15 protein-coding genes are annotated in these 19313 nt (G+C 37.5%); all 15 read left to right on the top strand.

What is annotated here, in order from left to right; genetic code table 11:
- Window positions 1–122: 122 nt before the first annotated feature.
- The 15 genes from D0907_RS14905 (at window position 123) to rfaH (ending at window position 18248) form a co-directional block, all read left to right on the top strand.
- Complete coding sequence (locus D0907_RS14905) at window positions 123–2792, top strand: SLBB domain-containing protein (protein WP_118844701.1); 2670 nt, start codon at window positions 123–125, stop codon at window positions 2790–2792.
- Window positions 2793–2850: 58 nt separating this feature from the next.
- Window positions 2851–3819 carry a Wzz/FepE/Etk N-terminal domain-containing protein gene (locus D0907_RS14900; RefSeq protein ID WP_075593906.1) on the top strand — a complete coding sequence of 323 codons (969 nt, stop codon included), beginning with the start codon at window positions 2851–2853 and terminating at the stop codon, window positions 3817–3819.
- Between the two features lie 48 nt (window positions 3820–3867).
- Complete coding sequence (pseB, locus tag D0907_RS14895; RefSeq protein WP_075593907.1) at window positions 3868–4881, top strand: UDP-N-acetylglucosamine 4,6-dehydratase (inverting); 1014 nt, start codon at window positions 3868–3870, stop codon at window positions 4879–4881.
- Between the two features lie 12 nt (window positions 4882–4893).
- Window positions 4894–6054 carry a UDP-4-amino-4,6-dideoxy-N-acetyl-beta-L-altrosamine transaminase gene (gene pseC / locus D0907_RS14890; protein ID WP_075593908.1) on the top strand — a complete coding sequence of 387 codons (1161 nt, stop codon included), beginning with the start codon at window positions 4894–4896 and terminating at the stop codon, window positions 6052–6054.
- A 2-nt stretch (window positions 6055–6056) separates the two neighbouring features.
- Entirely contained in the window at window positions 6057–6743 is a 687-nt protein-coding gene (gene pseF, locus D0907_RS14885; RefSeq protein WP_075593909.1) for a pseudaminic acid cytidylyltransferase, read from the top strand.
- Complete coding sequence (pseG, locus tag D0907_RS14880; RefSeq protein ID WP_075593910.1) at window positions 6737–8263, top strand: UDP-2,4-diacetamido-2,4,6-trideoxy-beta-L-altropyranose hydrolase; 1527 nt, start codon at window positions 6737–6739, stop codon at window positions 8261–8263. Before pseF ends, pseG begins: the two co-directional genes overlap by 7 nt.
- 6 nt (window positions 8264–8269) lie before the next feature.
- Window positions 8270–9322 carry a pseudaminic acid synthase gene (gene pseI / locus D0907_RS14875; RefSeq protein WP_075593911.1) on the top strand — a complete coding sequence of 351 codons (1053 nt, stop codon included), beginning with the start codon at window positions 8270–8272 and terminating at the stop codon, window positions 9320–9322.
- 50 nt (window positions 9323–9372) lie between these two features.
- Window positions 9373–10590 carry a lipopolysaccharide biosynthesis protein gene (locus tag D0907_RS14870; RefSeq protein ID WP_162898060.1) on the top strand — a complete coding sequence of 406 codons (1218 nt, stop codon included), beginning with the start codon at window positions 9373–9375 and terminating at the stop codon, window positions 10588–10590.
- A 10-nt stretch (window positions 10591–10600) separates the two neighbouring features.
- Window positions 10601–11986 carry a capsular polysaccharide export protein, LipB/KpsS family gene (locus D0907_RS14865; RefSeq protein ID WP_118844699.1) on the top strand — a complete coding sequence of 462 codons (1386 nt, stop codon included), beginning with the start codon at window positions 10601–10603 and terminating at the stop codon, window positions 11984–11986.
- Window positions 11983–13068, top strand: coding sequence for a glycosyltransferase family 4 protein (locus D0907_RS14860; RefSeq protein ID WP_075593914.1), 1086 nt, complete (start codon window positions 11983–11985; stop codon window positions 13066–13068). The genes D0907_RS14865 and D0907_RS14860 overlap by 4 nt, the downstream gene beginning before the upstream one ends.
- Before the next feature lie 406 nt (window positions 13069–13474).
- Window positions 13475–14143 (top strand): hypothetical protein, encoded by a 669-nt coding sequence (locus tag D0907_RS21070; RefSeq protein WP_143474487.1) that lies wholly within the window; start codon window positions 13475–13477, stop codon window positions 14141–14143.
- Window positions 14144–14280: 137 nt separating this feature from the next.
- Window positions 14281–15507, top strand: a complete 1227-nt coding sequence (locus D0907_RS14850; protein WP_075593916.1) for an exopolysaccharide biosynthesis polyprenyl glycosylphosphotransferase — start codon at window positions 14281–14283, stop codon at window positions 15505–15507.
- A 23-nt stretch (window positions 15508–15530) separates the two neighbouring features.
- The gene (locus D0907_RS14845) at window positions 15531–16247 is read left to right on the top strand and encodes a glycosyltransferase family 2 protein (protein ID WP_162898059.1); all 717 of its coding nucleotides are present in this window, start codon (window positions 15531–15533) and stop codon (window positions 16245–16247) included.
- 221 nt (window positions 16248–16468) lie between these two features.
- Window positions 16469–17635, top strand: a complete 1167-nt coding sequence (locus D0907_RS14840) for a nucleotide sugar dehydrogenase (protein ID WP_118844697.1) — start codon at window positions 16469–16471, stop codon at window positions 17633–17635.
- A gap of 127 nt (window positions 17636–17762) precedes the next feature.
- The gene (gene rfaH / locus D0907_RS14835; RefSeq protein ID WP_075593919.1) at window positions 17763–18248 is read left to right on the top strand and encodes a transcription/translation regulatory transformer protein RfaH; all 486 of its coding nucleotides are present in this window, start codon (window positions 17763–17765) and stop codon (window positions 18246–18248) included.
- Window positions 18249–19313: the final 1065 nt, after the last annotated feature.

Raw genomic sequence — 19313 nt, 5'->3', positions numbered from 1 at the left:
ATAAACCGGAATATTGATGTTTTTATGACAGAAAGGGACGAAAGTCCCTTTTTTATTTTTTGTCATTTCAGGTAGAATAGACAATCTTTTTGACTGTAGAACTATGGAAATCCCTACTTGTGATGTTATTTAAAAGACTCTTTATTACTTTTTTGCTATTAACTTCTGCATCAGTATTGGCATTTACCCCTACAGCAGCTCAAATTGAGCAATTTAAAAAGCTTCCTAAAGCTCAGCAAGAAGCGCTTGCTAAGCAATATGGTGTCGATTTATCCACCATAACAGGCAAAACCTCTAATAAAGAATCTGTTGAACAAGAGTCAACAATTCAACCTCGCTTTGAAAAAGAACAAGAAGAACTCACAGACGATGAACGTTTTGCGCCGAAAGTCGATGAAGTAAAACCTTTTGGTTATGAGCTATTTGCTGGTGAGCCAACCACATTTATGCCCAGCGAAAATGCCCCAGTCCCAGATACTTATCTAATTGGCCGTGGTGATGAGCTTACTATTAACTTTTATGGTAAAGAAAGTGAAAGCTACGATGTGATGGTTGATCGTGAAGGCCGTATAAGTATCCCAAATCTTAGCCCAGTCCAAGTTGCAGGGCTTACATTTGCAGAAGTAAAAGAGCTCATTAAAGCCAAAGTTGAACAGGAAGTTATTGGCATTAAAGCGTTTGTATCGGTCGGTAAACTTCGTAGTATTCGTATTTTAGTGTTAGGTGAAGCTTATAAACCGGGTAGTTACAGTGTGTCATCACTGACTACAGTATCGCATGCTTTGTTTGTGAGCGGCGGGGTGTCAGAAATAGCCTCATTACGAAACATACAAGTTAAACGTGCCGGTAAAGTTGTTGCAAATTTTGACTTGTACGATCTGCTTATTAAGGGTGATAGCAGTAACGATATTATATTAAAGCCAGGTGATGTTGTTTTTATCCCGCCTGTTGGTTCGCAAGTTGCTGTTGAGGGACTTGTAAAACGTCCAGCAATTTTTGAGTTAAAAAAAGGCGAAACGGCAGAGCAGCTTTTAAAAATGGCTGGCGGTTTAAAGCCACAAGCATATGCTAAAAAAGCGTTGGTTGAGCGCTTTAACAATCACAACATGAAAGAAGTATTATCTGTTGACTTTAGCTCAGATAAAATTATCTATATTCCGCGTGATGGTGACCGTATTCGTTTTAACCCTATCAGTTTACAGTATCAAAATAGTGTTAGCTTAATTGGTGCTGTTGCGCGTCCTGGTCATTACCAATGGCATCAAGGTAAACGCATTTCAGATATTTTCACTTCAGTGCGTGGCGACTTACTGCCACAGGCCGATCTTGGTTATGGCTTACTGGTACGTGAAATAAACGTTGCCGGTGATATTGAGGTTTTTCAATTTGATATTGCCCAAGCTATCGTGAAAGCTCAAGGTCATGATTTAGAGTTAAAAGCAAACGATAAACTGTTTGTTTTTAGCCGTTATCAAGAAAAAGAAGCTGAAGAAATTGCACTTGCAAATATGGCGTTAAGCGAAGAGCAACAGCAACAGCAATTTAAAGTGAAGCAATGGCACGAATATCAAAATAAAGAGTTTGAACGCTATATTGGTGTTTTAAAAGAAGAAGACCCTTTCAAGCTTGAGGAAGAAAAAGTACTCACCATCGCAGAAATATCGAAGCGTAAAGCAAAAGAAGAAGAGCAGGAGTTAGAACCTGAAGATTACGCAGTCTTTAGTCGCTATAACTTATTAAAACCAATTATAGCAAAGCTTAAACAGCAAGCTTCTGTTAATACAGCAATGCAACTTGTTGAAATTAATGGTCATGTTGCGTACCCAGGCGTTTACCCGTTAACGGTTGGCAGCGAAGTAAATGAACTTATTGCAGCAGCCGGTGGCTTACTTGAGTCAGCTTATACAGAACAAGCTGAAATCACTCGGATTGTTGCGGGTGATGCGTCAAAAGTTGAACACATCAAGTTTGACCTACATGCAGCCATGCTAGGTGAAAAAGCTGAAAATAAAATATTGCGTAGTAAAGATAGTATTAATATTTTCTCTATTCCTAATTGGCAAGAAAACGTAAAAGTTGAGCTAAAAGGTGAAGTTAAGTTTCCTGGTGTATACACCATTCGACGAGGAGAAACCCTTACTAACCTGCTTGAAAGAGCTGGGGGTTTTTCTGACTTTGCAGAACCCGATGCAGCTATCTTTACTCGTGAGTCAATACGAAAACAAGAACAACAACAGTTAGCAAAACTATCAGAAGACTTACGTCGAGACATTGCCACAAAAAGCTTTGAAAAATCCGTAAGTAGTAACACCCTTTCTTATGAAGAAATGAACAAGTTACTTATTGATTTGGCAAATGTTGAAGCTGTAGGACGTTTAGTTATTGACCTTCCACTGATTGCAGATAACAAACAAAAACTAGTTTTACAAAATGGCGACACGCTTTATGTCCCAAGCAAACGTGACTCAATAAGCGTTATTGGAGAAGTAAACTACGCGACTTCTCACTTGTTTAAACCCGGTATTGACGTTGAAGATTACATCAGCCTCAGTGGTGGTTTAAAAGAGCGTGCCGCTGATGATCGAATCTATATCATTAAAGCAAATGGTTCAGTAAAAATTCCAAATAGCGGCAGCTGGTTTGCAGTTAATGATTCACAGCTCTTAGAAGCGGGCGACACTATCGTTGTACCAATGAATGCTGATTACATGGACAACTTAACCTTGTGGAGCACCGCAACGCAGATTGTTTATCAGCTTGGTGTAGCCGTAGCAGCGATTAGTAGTATTTAAATTAAGCTCTTGTGCAGTTTGATATTTCACTGAAAGAAAAACATTAGGTAGCAATAGTGTGACAGAAAAAAAATTGAGCCCACGAGATGATGAGTATCTCAATATTAGTGAGTTTGTACTTATTATTTGGCAAGGTCGGTTGAAAGTATTGATAATAACAATCTTGTTTGCATTATCAGGAGTGCTAATTTCACTCCTATTACCAAATGTATATAAGTCATATGCAGTTTTAGCTCCTGCAGCTGATAATGATACAGCAAGTGGGTTATCAGCTTTAACAGGCCAATTTAGTGGTCTCGCTAGTTTTGCAGGTATTAACCTTAATGCCAATAAAGGCGGCGATAAGGTACAATTAGCTATTGAGATTATTAAGTCGAGGCAGTTTGCTAGTGAGTTTATTAATTCACATGAGCTTTTAGCTGATTTAATGGCAGCAGAGTCTTGGGATAGTGCCAGCAATAAAGTTTTATACAATGAGGATCTATACGATAAAGATACTCAAAAGTGGGTTCGTAAGGTTGAGTGGCCATTAAAAGCAAAACCATCAATGCAAGAAGCTTACAAAGAGTATACAAAAATTGTGTCTATAAATGTGTCAGAAGAAACAGGAATGATCACTCTTTCTGTAGAGCATTACTCCCCATATGTTGCTGAAAAGTGGGTTAGATGGCTAGTGCAAGATATCAATAAAAAAATGAAACAACGAGATCTTAGTAGCTCTGTTAAAAATATTGAATACCTTAAGCAACAGATCGAGCAAACGAATGTAGCTGACATGCGGGCGATCCTTTATAAACTCATTGAAGAGCAGAGTAAGACTATAATGTTTTCTGAAGTTAGAGATGAATATGTATTCAGGACTATTGATCCCGCTGTAATACCAGAAGAAAAGTTTAAGCCAAAAAGAGCATTGATCTGTATTTTTATGACTTTAATTGGCGGTGTAGTGGGAGTCGCACTCGTTTTCTTGAACTACATTCTTAGAAGAGGTAACTCAGTTTCCCCTAGACACTTTGAGGTTAAGTAATGTTATTTAACTATCCATACTTAACCAAATCACTTTAGAGAGAACAAAATGTTAAATAACAAAACAGTATTAATCACGGGTGGCACGGGTTCATTCGGTAAGAAATTTATAGAGACAATTTTAGCGCGTTACCCTGACGTGAAAAAGATTATTGTTTTTTCTCGTGACGAATTGAAGCAATCAGAGCTTCGTATGAGCTATCCGCCACAACAGTTTCCCCAGTTACGCTTTTTTATTGGTGATGTACGTGATAAAGAGCGTGTAAAGCAAGCGTGTGAAGGTGTTGACGTGATTATTCATGCTGCTGCAATTAAGCAAGTAGATACAGCAGAATATAACCCAACAGAATGTATTCGTACTAATGTAGATGGCGCAGAGAATGTGATTCATGCGGCACTAGAATGCGGCGTTAAAGACGTTGTTGCATTGTCAACAGACAAAGCATGTGCCCCAATTAACTTATACGGAGCAACAAAACTTGCATCAGATAAGTTATTTGCAGCGGCGAACAATATTAAAGGCTCAAAAGACATTAAATTTAGCGTTGTTCGTTATGGTAATGTTATGGGGTCACGTGGCTCGGTTATTCCATTTTTCTTGAATAAGCGTCAAGACGGTATTCTACCTATTACGCACGAAGAAATGACACGTTTTAATATTTCCCTTCAAGATGGCGTAGATTTGGTTATGTTTGCGATTGGCCATCATTTAGGTGGTGAAATCTTTATTCCTAAAATTCCTTCATACAAAATTTTAGATGTTGCTACAGCCGTGGCTCCAGAGTGTAAGACTGAAGTTGTTGGTATTCGCCCTGGTGAAAAGTTACATGAAGAAATGCTCACTGAAACCGACTCAATTAATACCATTGATTTAGGTGACAAGTACGCGATTCTACCGTCAGTTTCTTACATGTACACTGAAGCGCAATTTCTTGAGCACCATAAAGCGAAGAAAGTTCCTTTTGGTTTCAAATACAACTCAGGTACAAACACCGAGTGGGAAACCGTTGAAAGTTTACGCCACTTAGTCAAAGAGCACGTTGATCCTACGTTTGAAGTATAAGAGAACGCATAAATGATACCGTACGGAAAGCAATCTATCACAGCAGAAGATATCAACGCTGTTGTTGAGGTATTGAAGTCAGACTTTTTAACTCAAGGGCCACAAGTGCCTGCATTTGAAAAGTCGTTAATGGATGCCACCGGTGCACATTACGCATTAGCAGTTAATAGTGCCACCTCAGCATTGCATATTGCCTGTTTAGCCTTGGAGCTAGGGCAGGGTGATGTTCTTTGGACAACACCCGTCACATTTGTTGCATCAGCTAATTGTGGCCTTTATTGTGGTGCGACGGTTGATTTTGTCGATATTGATCCACAAACGTACAACCTATGTCCTACTGCATTAGAGGCGAAGTTACAACGCGCTAAAGTTTCGGGAACGTTACCAAAGGTGTTAGTGGCTGTTCACCTGTGCGGTCAACCTTGTGATATGAAAGCTATCCATGCGCTATCACGCGAGTATGGTTTTAAAGTAATAGAAGATGCGTCGCATGCGATTGGTGGTCGTTACCAGTCACAACCGATTGGTGCGTGTGAATACAGTGATATAACCGTCTTTAGTTTTCACCCTGTTAAAATTGTCACGACGGCAGAAGGGGGCGCAGCACTCACAAATGATAAAGCGCTGGCCGATAAAATGGCACTGTATAGAAGTCATGGTATCACTCGAGATGAAGCCTTGATGGAAAATCCATCACACGGTGGCTGGTACTATGAGCAAGTTGACCTAGGTTTTAACTACCGTATGACAGAGTTACAGGCGGCACTAGGAGTGTCGCAAATGTCACGCTTAGAGTCGTTTGTCGCTGCTCGCCATCAGTTAGCTAATCGTTACAATGAAAAGCTTGCACATTTACCGATTACTTTGCCGTATCAGTTGCCTGAGACGTATTCTGGTTTGCATTTATATGTAATCCGTTTGAATTTAAGCGCCATCACCAAATCACACAAGCAGGTATTTGATGAGCTAAGAGCAGCGGGTATCGGAGTCAATTTGCACTATATTCCGGTGCACTTGCAGCCGTATTATCAGCGAATGGGTTTTAACGTAGGTGACTACCCAGAAGCTGAGCGTTATTACGCAGAAGCGATTTCTATCCCGATGTTTCACGGGATGACCCATGAACAGCAAGATGACGTTGTGAAGCAATTAACAGCTGTTTTGAGTGAATAGTCGTGAATATAGCAATCATTCCAGCGAGGGGTGGCAGTAAGCGCATTCCGCGAAAAAACATCAAACTGTTTCATGGTAAGCCAATGATAGCCTATTCGATAGAAGCGGCTATCAAAAGCGGGTGTTTTGACAAGGTGATAGTGTCAACAGATGATGCTGAAATTGCCGATGTTGCACAGCAGTTTGGCGCACAGGTGCCGTTTATGCGACCAGCAGATATTGCGGATGATTACGCAACGACTTTGGATGTTATGAAACATGCGCTTGAATGGCTTGAGGCACAGGGTGATGCTGTTGATAATGTCTGTTGTCTTTATGCAACCGCGCCGTTTGTTTTGCCAAGTAACCTAAAACAAGGGTATGAAGCATTGCAATCGGGTGAGTTGGATTATGCATTTAGTGCAACGAGTTATGCATTTCCTATTCAGCGAGCGCTAAAACTGAATGCCGAAGGCACGGTTGAAATGTTTCAACCGGAGCACTTTAATACCCGTTCGCAAGATTTAATTGAAGCATACCATGATGCGGGCCAATTTTATTGGGGCACAGCGGACGCATTTAAAGCTAAACGGCCTATATTTGGGGTTAAGTCAAAAGCTGTACTTTTGCCACGAAAGCAAGTGCAAGATATTGATACGCCAGAGGATTGGGATTTAGCTGAAGCGTTATTTCAGGTTATCAAATGCTAAAAATTGCTTTTCGGGTTGACGCATCCATTCACATTGGTAGTGGTCATGTTATGCGCTGTTTGGTTTTGGCGGATGCGCTGTCAATCAATGGCCACCAAGTTGTTTTTTTGACTCGTCCACAAGCTGGTGACTTAATATCATTTATTAAGCAGCGCGGTCACAATGTTTGCCCACTTTCAGCGCTAGCGTGCCCAGTTGAACCTGTTAGTACAGATGACTATCAAGGCTGGCTTCAAGTCCCAGAGCTTGATGATGCAGCAGAGTGTGCTGATTTAATTAAATCGACAGACTTAGTCATTGTTGACCATTATGGTATTGGTGCTTTATGGCACAAGCGAGTAAAAGAAACGCATGATTGTAAAGTGGTTGTAATTGATGACTTAGTGAGAGCGCATAACGCTGAATTAATTATCGATCAAACATTACAACGACACGCAGCGGAGTATAACCGAAAAAATGCCAATGCATTGGTACTTGCAGGAACGCAATACGCACTAATTGCGCCTGTTTTTGCGACATATCACCAACAGTGCCAAGTAGAAAAACAGCCGCCTTTGCGACAGCCGCCTCGCATCCTTCTTTCGATGGGAGGCATTGATGCACCAAACGCGACACTTCGAGCTCTGCAGGCTTTACAGCAGCTTGACACAAAGCCACTTGTCACCGTTTTATTAAGCCCCCGTGCGCCAAATTATGAAAGTGTAAAGGCATTTTCGTTACAACACTCACATTGGGTAACGCATATTGATTTTGTAAGTGATATGGCAGCATTAATGGCCGAGCATTCACTTGCAATAGGTGCACCGGGAAGCACCTCGTGGGAGCGAGCATGTGTTGGGCTACCAAGCATTATTATTGCCCTGGCTGAAAATCAGCAAACAATTAGCCGTAATTTGGCATTGGTAGGTGCTGCAAAACAAGTAGACCTATCTCGAATACAGACAGATTTAGTGCCGACGTATCATGAATTACTCAGTCAGTATGAAGAGATACGGAGAATTAATTTACAGCTGTGTGATGGACAGGGAGTACAGCGAGTGGTGAAAGCCATTAACCGACTGAGTGAGTTTAGGTTAAAGTTACGGCCCGCTATCACCTCAGATATTGAACAAGTTTACGAGTGGCAGTGTAAGCCAGAAACACGAAAATATGCATTAAATAAAGCGGTGCCGAGTTTTTCAGAGCATCAAGCATGGATGACAAAGAAGCTCGCAGCAAACAACGACTATTTTTATATTATTGAACTTGTTGACGAAAATAACAAAGAAACGGCACCTGTGGGTGTGGTTCGCCTTGATAATAGCGCGCAAGGTCAATACACGATTTCAATTTTTATTGACGCTGATTATTTTGGCAAGGGCATAGGAAAATATGCCTTACAGCAAATAGATAACTTACACCCTGATGTGATAATAAATGCCACGGTATTAAAAGAAAACGCGGCATCACAAGCGCTTTTTAGTAGCGCAGGGTATCAGAGAGTCAATTCAGAGCAATTTACTCGACCAGTTGTGGAGTGAGGAATAATGACAAAATTTATTACGATAGATAACAGAAAGATAGGCCCAGATTACGCACCATATATTATTGCGGAAATGTCAGCAAACCATAATGGCAACATAGAAAACGCTTATAAAATAATGGAAATGGCAAAAGAATGTGGCGCAGATGCAATTAAGCTGCAAACTTACCGTCCCGATACAATCACGATGAAAAGTGATAACCCTGAGTTTTTAATTAAAGGCGGGTTATGGGATGGCAAAATGCTTTATGACCTATATGAAGAGGCGCACATGCCATGGGAGTGGCATAAACCTTTATTTGAGAAAGCGAAAGAGCTTGGCATTACAATTTTTAGTTCGCCATTTGATTTTACGGCAGTGGATATGTTGGAAGAGCTTGGTGCGCCAGCTTATAAGATAGCCTCGTTCGAAGCCATTGATTTACCCTTAATTGAGTATGTAGCGAAAACGGGTAAGCCGATGATAATTTCGACGGGCATGGCAAACGAAGAAGAAATACGTGAAGCAGTAGAAACAGCGAGAAATGCAGGGTGTAAAGAATTGGTTGTTTTACACTGTGTGAGCGGTTACCCAGCGCCAGCAGAAGACTACAACTTAGCAACGGTTGCAGATATGGCAACGCGTTTTGATGTGCTAACGGGGCTATCTGACCACACAATAGATAATACAACAGCTATTACGTCGGTCGCGTTGGGGGCATGTTTAATCGAAAAGCACGTTACGCTAGACAGAAATGGTGGCGGACCGGATGATAGTTTTTCGTTAGAGAAGCCAGAGTTAGAGCAGTTATGCAGAGATAGTAAAATAGCATGGCAGGCGCTAGGAAAAGTAAATTATGAGCGAAAAGAGAGCGAGAAAGGGAATGCAATCTTTAGGCGTTCATTGTATGTAGTAAAGGATGTTGCAGAAGGTGACGTGTTTACACATGAGAATGTAAAGAGTATTAGGCCAGGCTATGGCTTAGCACCAAAGTATTTACATGATGTAATAGGCAAGCAAGCAAAGTCTTCTATTAAGTCTGGTACAGCTCTTACAAATAGACTGGTTGATCTTTAAATTTGAAAGCTTTGAACCAATTTATAAAATTAATTAGCAATAAAGAGGTAGTGATAAATATAGCATTACGCTTGAGTGTGCTTGTAAGTAAGTTTTTCTTTATTTTTCTTGCTGCGAAATACCTATCCCTATCAGATATGGGGGAGTATGGTATTTTTATTGCTTCTGTAACTTATTCAATATATTTGATCGGTTTTGATTTTTATACTTTTTCGAATCGAGCTTTTATACAAAGTGAAAGTGAGCAAGCTTTAATCGCGTCTAAGCAGTTAAGTTTTAATTTATTATCGTTATCACTTGTAACAATTCCTTTTTTACTGCTTTTCTTTTTAGATGTGTTCTCAGTAGATATTTTGCTTATATTTTGCATGGTTGTAATTAGCGAATATCTGGGGCAGGAAATAGGTAGATTACTTATTGCATCAGGAAGAGTCATTGCAGCAAGTTGGACGTTGTTTATTCGAAGTGCTCTTTGGTCATATATTGTTGTGTTCTTAATGGTATTTAACCCAGATTATATTTCTCTAAAAGTCATTCTAGGCTTTTGGCTGCTCTCTAGTTGGTTAGCACTTTTTATAGGTGTATATTATTTAAGAGATATATTTTCTCTTGCACCATTTAAGTTCAATATCGATTCAAAGTGGATTATTCGAGGGATAAATATATCTATAATTCTATTTTTTGGCACTTTGCTAGCTAGGGCTGTCTTTACTGGTGATAGACTGATACTGGAGCTTTTAGGCCATAAAGAGTTAGTTGGAATATATGCTGTGTATGTTGGGTTATGCAATGTTTTTATGACATTTGCTGATTCTGCTGTATTTCAATTTAGTTACCCAAAGCAAATAAAGAATTTTAAAAATAAAAATATGCACGCAATCTTAAATCAAATGAAGAAAGATGCAGTTGCAATAGTGTTTGTTTATATATTGATCATCTCCGGTTACTATGTTTTGTTAGAGTTTTTGTTTAGCTATATAGGTAAGCAAGAGTACCTGAATTACATAAACTACTTTTGGGGATTGCTTATTGCGTATTTTTTCATTGTTATTTCATATATACCCCATTATGTAATTTATGCTGCAAATGAAGACAGAAAGATACTAAAAACCCATTTTTTTCAATTTTTAGTTTTTTTCGTTAGTGTTTTTGGGCTTTACGTAGCAACAGATATTAATGTGTTCATGAATATTGTATTGGCTATGCTTTTATCATCAGTGATTACATTCCTGAGTAAAGCTTTCTATTGTTACCAAGTGTTGAAATAAAGAGTTGGTTTTGAAAAGTATTTTAATATTAATTAATACAGCAGCATTTTCTAAGTACTATCTAAAGTTGGCAATTGAGCTTAAACAGCGAGGCAACAATGTTGTCATAGCAACAGACTCTAAGTTTACTCAAGAATTATTTCAACTAGATAAAAGTGGTATCCCTGTTGAGGTGTTCGAAAATGATCTATCAATAGACAGTGATCTGGTAAGTAATTTAGATACTTGGTGCTTGCATCCAGATTTTGACCGAGGCAACTATTATGGTTTTTCTGGCGAGTTTTCAGGACATAAGTCAAGTCAAGTCGTCGAAAGATTATATTGCTTTTTTAAACGAGTCATTCTTGAGCATAATATATCAACATGTTTTTATGAAAACGTGTCTAATGGGTTTGCTTATATTGCTTGGAAAGCTATCGAATCTGAAAATGGTAAATATTTAGGCCTAACGTCTTCAAGATTACCATCTATGTGCTGTTTTTCGACTGATGATAATGAATTAGCAGATAAGATTGAGCAGGCTTTATTATCGAATACTTTTAGAGCAGATGATTTAGATTTTGCTAAAAATTATTTATCTCAGATTAACGAAGTTGAGCCAGATTACATGAAGAATAATGGGTTAAGCAAAGTAAGTGCTTTACCTGCATTAAAAAAAGTGGGTATACACAGTCTTAAAACTCATATCAAATATTCATTGGGGTCTAATAGTGCAGGGTTTCAGTTAGGTAAGCCTATTGTATCTTCAATCCGATATAGATTACGAAATGTTTATAGAAAGCTTAACTCATATAGAATAAAAAAATATTTTACTAAATTTGAGCCATTAGATACCCAAACTTACTTTTTATATCCTCTACATTATCATCCCGAGTCGTCGACCTCTTTGTTAGGACGATTTTATGATGAGCTAAATATCATTAAAAATATTGCTTTTAGCTTAAAAAAAGGGGAGTTACTAATAGTAAAAGATCATAAAAGTGCTCATGCGTTTGAGGATAAGCAGTTTTATAAAAAGCTCTCTAATTTACCAAATGTTCTTTTGGTTCGTCCTGAACTGAATGCAAAAAAGATTATTGATGAATGTTCTGGAATCTTCACTTTAACTAGTACGGTAGGCTATGAGGCGGTTCTTAAAAATAAACCAGTTTCGATGTTTGGGGATGCATTTTATAAGAAGCATTTCTTAGCAAGAAAACTGAATGGGTTCGGTGAGATTAGAGATGCAATAGAGTGGATGAAAAGCCGACCCCAAAATAGCTTGCCGGCAGATTATAATATTAATTTTGTCGCTAGCTATCATAAAGTTTGCTTCGAATTTAAGCTTAATTTAGCGGATAAAGAAACAGCTGAAGGAATCGAAGAGTTAGCAACATTAGTAGAAGAAAATATATGAAAATTATGTTCGTTAATCATGCCATGCATTGCGGTGGTACTGATAATGTAGTTAATAAGCTTATAAATATTTTTTTAAACGATAAAAATATTCAGTGTGAGCTAGTTACATTTAGAAGTCCAGATGAAGATTTCTTTAAAATTCCAAGCGAAGTAAAGAGGTATTCATTAGGTTTTGATAGTGATGACAGTGAAAATTCAGGTTTAAGCTATTTCTCTTCATCAAATGCTAAGATGTTATTTTCATTAAGAAAAATAATTAAAGACTCAAACCCAGACTTCATTGTTACTAATTGGACATCTACAAATTGTTTCACATTACTTGCGTCCTTATTTCTAGCAAAAAAAGTAATATGTTACGAACATATTCACTTTGACTCGCCGAGTATCGTGTGGCGCGTGTTAAGAAGACTGTTATATCCATATGCTCACAAAGTGCTATGTTTAACAGAGTCTGATCAAAAGAAATATCAAAAGTTTTGTACATCGATAAAGACAATAAATCCAATCACTCTTGTTAAGCCGAAAAATATTCCTGCTTATGAGGATAGGCAGAAGCAATTCTTGGCTGTCGGTAGATTAGACCCACAAAAAGGTTTCGATAATTTATTAAAAGCATACTCTTTGATACATCACAAATGCCCAGAGTGGAAGCTTAAAATTATTGGTGAAGGTAAGGAAAGAGCGAATCTCGAAGCTCAAATTTCTGAGCTTAATTTATCTAGTCAAGTCGAGTTACTTGGTGCTCAAAATGATGTATCTAAATATTACTTACAGAGCAAAGCATTTATTCTTTCTTCAAGATATGAAGGGTTTGGACTAGTGATTTTAGAGGCTCAAGTTTGCGGTGCTGCAGTTATTTCGTTTGACTGTAAAACAGGCCCGTCAGATATTATTACAAATAATTATGATGGTATCCTAGTTCAAGATCAAAGCATTGAAGAGCTAGCTAGGGCAATGCTTGATATAGCTGAAAATGATAAACTGGCAAAAGAACTCATAGGTAATGGTTTAGAGACATCAAAAAGCTATGATGATTTACACATTCTTGAACTATGGCAAAGCAAAATAATCAATGAATAAATACTATGAAAGCATGTTGCTATATTTTATTTTCATTTTCATGTACGTCAGTAACTTTTTTAGTTACATGCTTTTATTTCAAGATAACAAAAACCTTCTTATAGCAATTCGGTTTATCTGCTTTGCTTTATCTTTCCTTATTTTATTGAAGTCAAATGTATTGATAAAGAAAAAGTTTATATCAAAAATTTTACTTTTTTTATTTATTTGTCTCTTATATTTACTAATAACAAAAAATTTATTTTATTTTGACGTTATGAGTGTCGTTATATTTGCTTTATTTTTAAGCTTTTTCGACTGGAAGTCTAAGAAACTGAATCTGTTTTTTCTTTCATGCATACTATTAACTTTGTTTGTATTAGTTTCATTACTTGCACTAAATGGGTTAATTGAATCTAAAAGTTTCATGATGGCTAGTAGTTATGGTTTTTCGATAAAACACTCACTTGGTTTCTTAAATCCTAATATTATATCAATGCTCATACTTTCAATTACCGTTTTAATCTATGTGTATGATCAAAAAGCATTATTTTTTATTTCAACTTTAATTTTCTTAGCGTTTTCAGTTTGGTTAGGTTCAAGAACATATATGCTTGCCTCTGTTCTTTCTATAGTTTTGATTCCCTTTGTCGGTATGCTGCACCGATTTAAATTTTTAATTTTCTTGTACCTTCTCATACCTTTAATTCTGTATGGTTTGCTTTACTCTCAATCATTTAAGTTAGTTACAGATCTTTTAAATTATGCTTTAAGTGGTAGGCTGACTCTGATAACAGAGTACATTAATGCAACAAGTTTCATAGGCTTACTTTTTGGAGGAGTCACTTTTGAGAAGGTCGATATGGCGTTTTTTAATCTCATTTTCTCATTTGGAATTTTGGGGTATATGCTTTTTATGATGCTGGTATTAAATACATTTAAAAAAGCTACAGAAAAAGAATTGTACATGTTATTTGTAATTTTATTTGTAATGATGTTTGAAAATGTAATTAGTTTTAACTGTATATTAATGGCTGTTTTTTTATCTGATATTTTCAATAAGTATGGTGTTAAGGTAAGTAAAAGTAATGTATAAAGCATAAAGGTATTGCTGGTCGTGCAATATTGTTACGAGTCAGTATTGCCCTCAATATAGGTTCTAAGTATAATATCATCCTTTTCGTCCCTCTAATTCAGAGGGTTGTAATCAGAGTTAAGCTAAAAGATTGTAACGTGTATAAACTATTATCAAATTCATTTGTATGTCACACACTGGGATTGTTGTTTACGGCATGCTTGGTGTTAGCTTTTTCTGCATTCCCTTACTCTACGGAATCTGTAAAAAACTCTTTAATGCTTGTTGAGGGAAGTTACCTAGCGACAGCCTTCACTTTGCCTTTAGTGGCGAAGTATCTTTTAGTTGATCGAAAATACTACATAATCCCGTTAATTTTTTCAGTGTTTAGCATAGCACTTTCGTTAGTATTGATTTTGCGTTTTGATTACTCTTTATTTCTAATTTTTGTCGGTGCTGCATCAAGCTTTGCTTGGTTATTTACAACAACGATTTTAAGAACAAATCATAAAAAGTTAATGTTGCATGTGATTGATAATTTTGATTATTCTGACTTGGAATCTCATAGTAACATTGAAACGATCTTACTATCTGAACCTTATGATCAAACTGCTATTAAGCATGGTTTAGTTGTTGATTTACACCAGAACTTAACGCCTTATCAAGAAAAGTTTATTGCAGATTGTAGCTTGAACGAAATCTCAGTTTTTCATGCCGAAAGTATAAAAGAAATGATCAAGGGTAAAGTACAAGTTCATCATCTTTCTGAAAACTCAATAGGAACTCTGCAACCAAACCCTATTTATCAGCTTTTTAAGCGTGTATGGGAATCAGCTATTATTATTTTAACGTTGCCTTTTTCACTTTTTGTAATGATAGTAACGGCGATATTGATCAGGTTAGAAAGTCCCGGCCCAATTATATTTACGCAAGAGCGAGTTGGCCAAGCTGGTCGAGTTTTTAAAATTTATAAGTTCCGAAGCATGACCGTTGAAAAGTTGTGTGATAAAGATAAGTTTGCAACGGATGAGCAAGCTCGAATTACTAAAGTTGGAAAATTTATTCGAAAAGTTCGAATTGACGAGTTACCTCAGTTTTTTAATGTACTAAAGGGAGATATGGCGCTTATTGGTCCAAGACCCGAGCAAGAGTCTTTCGTGAGGTTATTTGAGCAAGATATTCCATTTTATGGTTATCGTCATATGGTTAAACCAGGCATTACTGGGTGGGCACAAACAGTCCATGGCTATGCAGATGATACTGACTCTACAAAAGAAAAACTTGCTTACGATCTTTATTATATTAAACATTTGTCTTTTTGGCTTGACGTAAATATTGTGTTCAAGACTTTAAAAACTATGCTGACAGGCTTCGGGGCAAAATAATAATGTCGTTGGTTTCCATTATTATGCCTGCGTTTAATGCTGAAAAAACGATAGAAAACAGCATTCGCTCAATCCAAAACCAATCCTATACAAATTGGGAGTTGCTTGTTACAGATGATAGCTCAACAGACTCAACTGCTAAAATTGTACAAGAGCTTGCCTCCAATGATAAACGTATAAAGTATACCTTGAATAAGGGAGCATCAGGGGCTTGGTCAGCTAGAAATAACAGTATAAAAGTGGCTCAAGGTGAATACATTGCTTTTTTAGATAGTGATGACACATGGTTACCTAATAAGTTAAAAGCTCAAATTGAAGCGATGAACATACATAATGTAAACGCTTCACACAGTGCATACTATCGCGTAAACGAGTCTGGCGATGTTCTTAATATAAAAAAAATAAAGTCACGTGTAACTCTTAAGGATATGCTAAAACAAAACTGTATAGGTAACTTAACAGGCATATACAACGCTAAATTGCTTGGTAAATTTTACCAACAGCACATAGGGCATGAAGACTATGCTATGTGGTTAAATATAATAGAAAAAACAGACTCTATAGGTATTGAGGAGCCCGTTGCAAATTACTTAGTTGCTACGAATAGCTTATCAAGTAACAAGTTTAAGGCCGCAATGTGGCACTTTAAGATACTTAAGAGTAGTAATAAGGTTGGCCCTTTGAGTGTTTGGTATTATTTCCTATGTTATGTTGTGAACGCAGTTGAGTCTCGCGTGTAAAATACATTCTTCTCAATCCGCAATGTTTAATCTACCTTCTTTCTTTTTACCTTTTCTAAACTGGTTTCATTCAGCAATTTCAAGATCATAGACTTACCGATTAAAATTAATAACGTTTACTGGTTGTTTTAAAAAAGTAGCTTGATAATTAAATCGTCACAAAAATAAATTAGCGTAGTAAGTAAATACAGCAGCGCGTTGTTTTTTACTTACGAGCAATTATGAACATAACAATTGTGGGTACTGGTTACGTTGGTTTGTCTAATGCGATGTTGTTGGCTCAGCACAACAATGTAGTCGCTTTGGATATTGTTGAAGAAAAAGTAGCATTACTGAATGCGAGTAAATCACCCATATTAGACACCGAAATAGAAAATTTCCTTGCGAATAAAAAATTAAACTTTACGGCAACAACAGATAAGTTTTTGGCTTACGAAGCAGCTGATTTTGTAGTGATAGCAACACCGACAGATTACGACCCCGATACTAATTATTTTAATACAAAGTCAGTTGAAGCAGTTATAGCTGATGTGCAAGCTATAAAACCACATGCTGTTATTGTGATAAAGTCGACAGTACCAGTTGGCTTTACCGAAAGCATAAAACAAAAGTTTAAAACAGATAACATTATTTTCTCGCCAGAATTTTTACGTGAAGGCAAAGCGCTTTACGATAATTTGCACCCATCGCGTATTATTGTGGGTGAGCGCTCAGAGCGTGCCGAGGTATTTGCCAACTTGTTAGCTCAAGGGGCCATTAAAGAAAATATTGATATTTTATTTACCGATTCAACCGAAGCCGAAGCGATTAAGCTATTTTCGAATACCTACCTTGCTATGCGTGTGGCTTATTTTAATGAGCTTGACAGTTATGCTGAAAGTCATGGATTAAATTCTAAACAAATAATTGAAGGTGTATGCTTAGATTCACGCATTGGTAGTCATTATAACAACCCCTCTTTTGGCTATGGTGGCTATTGTTTACCCAAAGACACCAAGCAATTATTAGCTAATTACCAAAACGTACCTAATAACATGATTCGTGCGATTGTTGATGCAAACTCAACACGTAAAGACTTCATAGCAGAGTCAATTATTGCTAAAAACCCTAAAGTTGTGGGTATTTATCGTCTTATTATGAAAACCGGTTCAGACAACTTCAGGGCATCTGCTATTCAGGGTGTAATGAAGCGTATTAAGGCTAAAGGGATTCAAGTCATTGTATTTGAGCCTGAGCTACAAGAAAGTACTTTTTTTAACTCTAAAGTTACACAAGATCTCAATGAACTAAAAATAAGTGCAGATGTAATTATTGCAAATCGTATGGTTAAAGAGTTGCAAGATGTTGCAGAAAAAATATATACACGAGATCTGTTCGGAAACGATTAGGTTAATGACAGAAAAAGCATGAAATATTATAATAGACACGCCAGAACTCTATGCGTATAATCGCCGACTCATAAAAAGCAATCCTTTTGGATTGGATTTAAGGAAAATGAGCATTCTGGGTGTGACTATGGAAAGTTGGTACTTACTTTTTTGCAAAGCAAAACAAGAGCTAAGAGCTCAAACAAACCTACAAAACCAAGGTTTTGAGGTATTCTTTCCCGAACATAAAATAGAGCGAATTATAAAGGGACGCCGTTCTATTAAAACATCTCCTCTTTTTCCGAACTATTTATTTATTAAGTTAAACACACAAAATTGTAATTTTTCTGCGGTAAAAAATACGCGGGGCGTAAGCGGTTTTGTAGCTTATGGCAGCAAGTTTCAAATTGTTCCTGAACAGCTTATTTCTCAACTCCGCTCTTTTGAAACAGCGTGCGAAGTAAAATCAGACTTACCTAAAACGGGTGATGTGGTTTATTTAAATACCGAGTCGTTTAAAAATGTTCAAGCCATATACCAAGAACCCGATGGCGACATGCGCAGTATTTTGTTAGTTAATTTATTGAACAAACAAGTCACCGTAAGTGTAGATAACAAAGAAATTAGTTTATAAGTTCTACGAGTAATCTTGTAGGAATGGCCGCAGGGACCATGCTTGCGTGGCGCGGAAAATTTATAAGTCGTGATTCAACACGACATTAACGTAGGAACGGCTTTAGCCGTGAATAAGGTAAAAATGTTCGGCGTTAAAACGCCTCCTACGGTGTAGGCATTATGCTACAACGCGTAAAAACAAAAACTAGCAATAAAATCAGTACGTAGGAACTGCAACCTAGGGGCGGAAGCGTGTCCGAAGGACTAGACAAGCAAAAAGTTTTGCTTTCAAGCGTGAGCGAGAGGAGCTCTGCGACGAACTGGAACGGAAGCGTGTCCGAAGGACTTATACAGCTTCGAGCCACGAAGTACGATATGCGAGCTAAATTGAGCTGGTTGTTTAATGTCGCTGAAAAGGTTTGCTCTTTCGGTGTTAAAACACCTCCCACGTGAGATTTGTATCACTTGTAGGAGGGCTTTAGTCGTGAAAGGGATTATAAGTAACGAGTTACGAGAAGCGAGATGCGAGCTTGTTTATGTAGGCGTGAAATTTATTTCGCGCGAAAACGCCAAATGTGGTTCGGCGTTAAAACGCCCCTACGGTGTTTGAATATCGCATGTAGGAACTGCTTTAGCTGTGAAAGGGGTTATAAGTAACGAGTTACGAGAAGCGAGATACGAGCTAAATTGAGCTGGTTGTTTAATGTCGCTGAAAAGGTTTGCTCTTTCGGTGTTAAAACACCTCCCACGTGTGTAGTGCGTGTCTTTTGTAGGCGTGAAATTTATTTCGCGCGAAAGTATCAAATGTGGTTCGGCGTTAATCCCCCCCCTACGGTGTATGAATATCGCGTGTAGGAACTGCTTTAGCTGTGAAGGGATTATAAGTAACGAGTTACGAGAAGCGAGATACGAGCTAAATTGAGCTGGTTGTTTAATGTCGCTGAAAAGGTTCGCTCTTTCGGTGTTAAAACACCTCCCACGTGTGTAGTGCGTGTCTTTTGTAAGCGTGAAATTTATTTCGCGCGAAAACATCAAAAATAAAGAAAAAAGCAATCGGTACAAAAGAACCTCGATGCATTCGTTA

This window comes from Pseudoalteromonas lipolytica (assembly GCF_003515105.1).
GTDB classification, from domain to species: Bacteria; Pseudomonadota; Gammaproteobacteria; order Enterobacterales; family Alteromonadaceae; genus Pseudoalteromonas; species Pseudoalteromonas lipolytica.
This window is presented reverse-complemented; position numbering and strand designations above follow the sequence as displayed.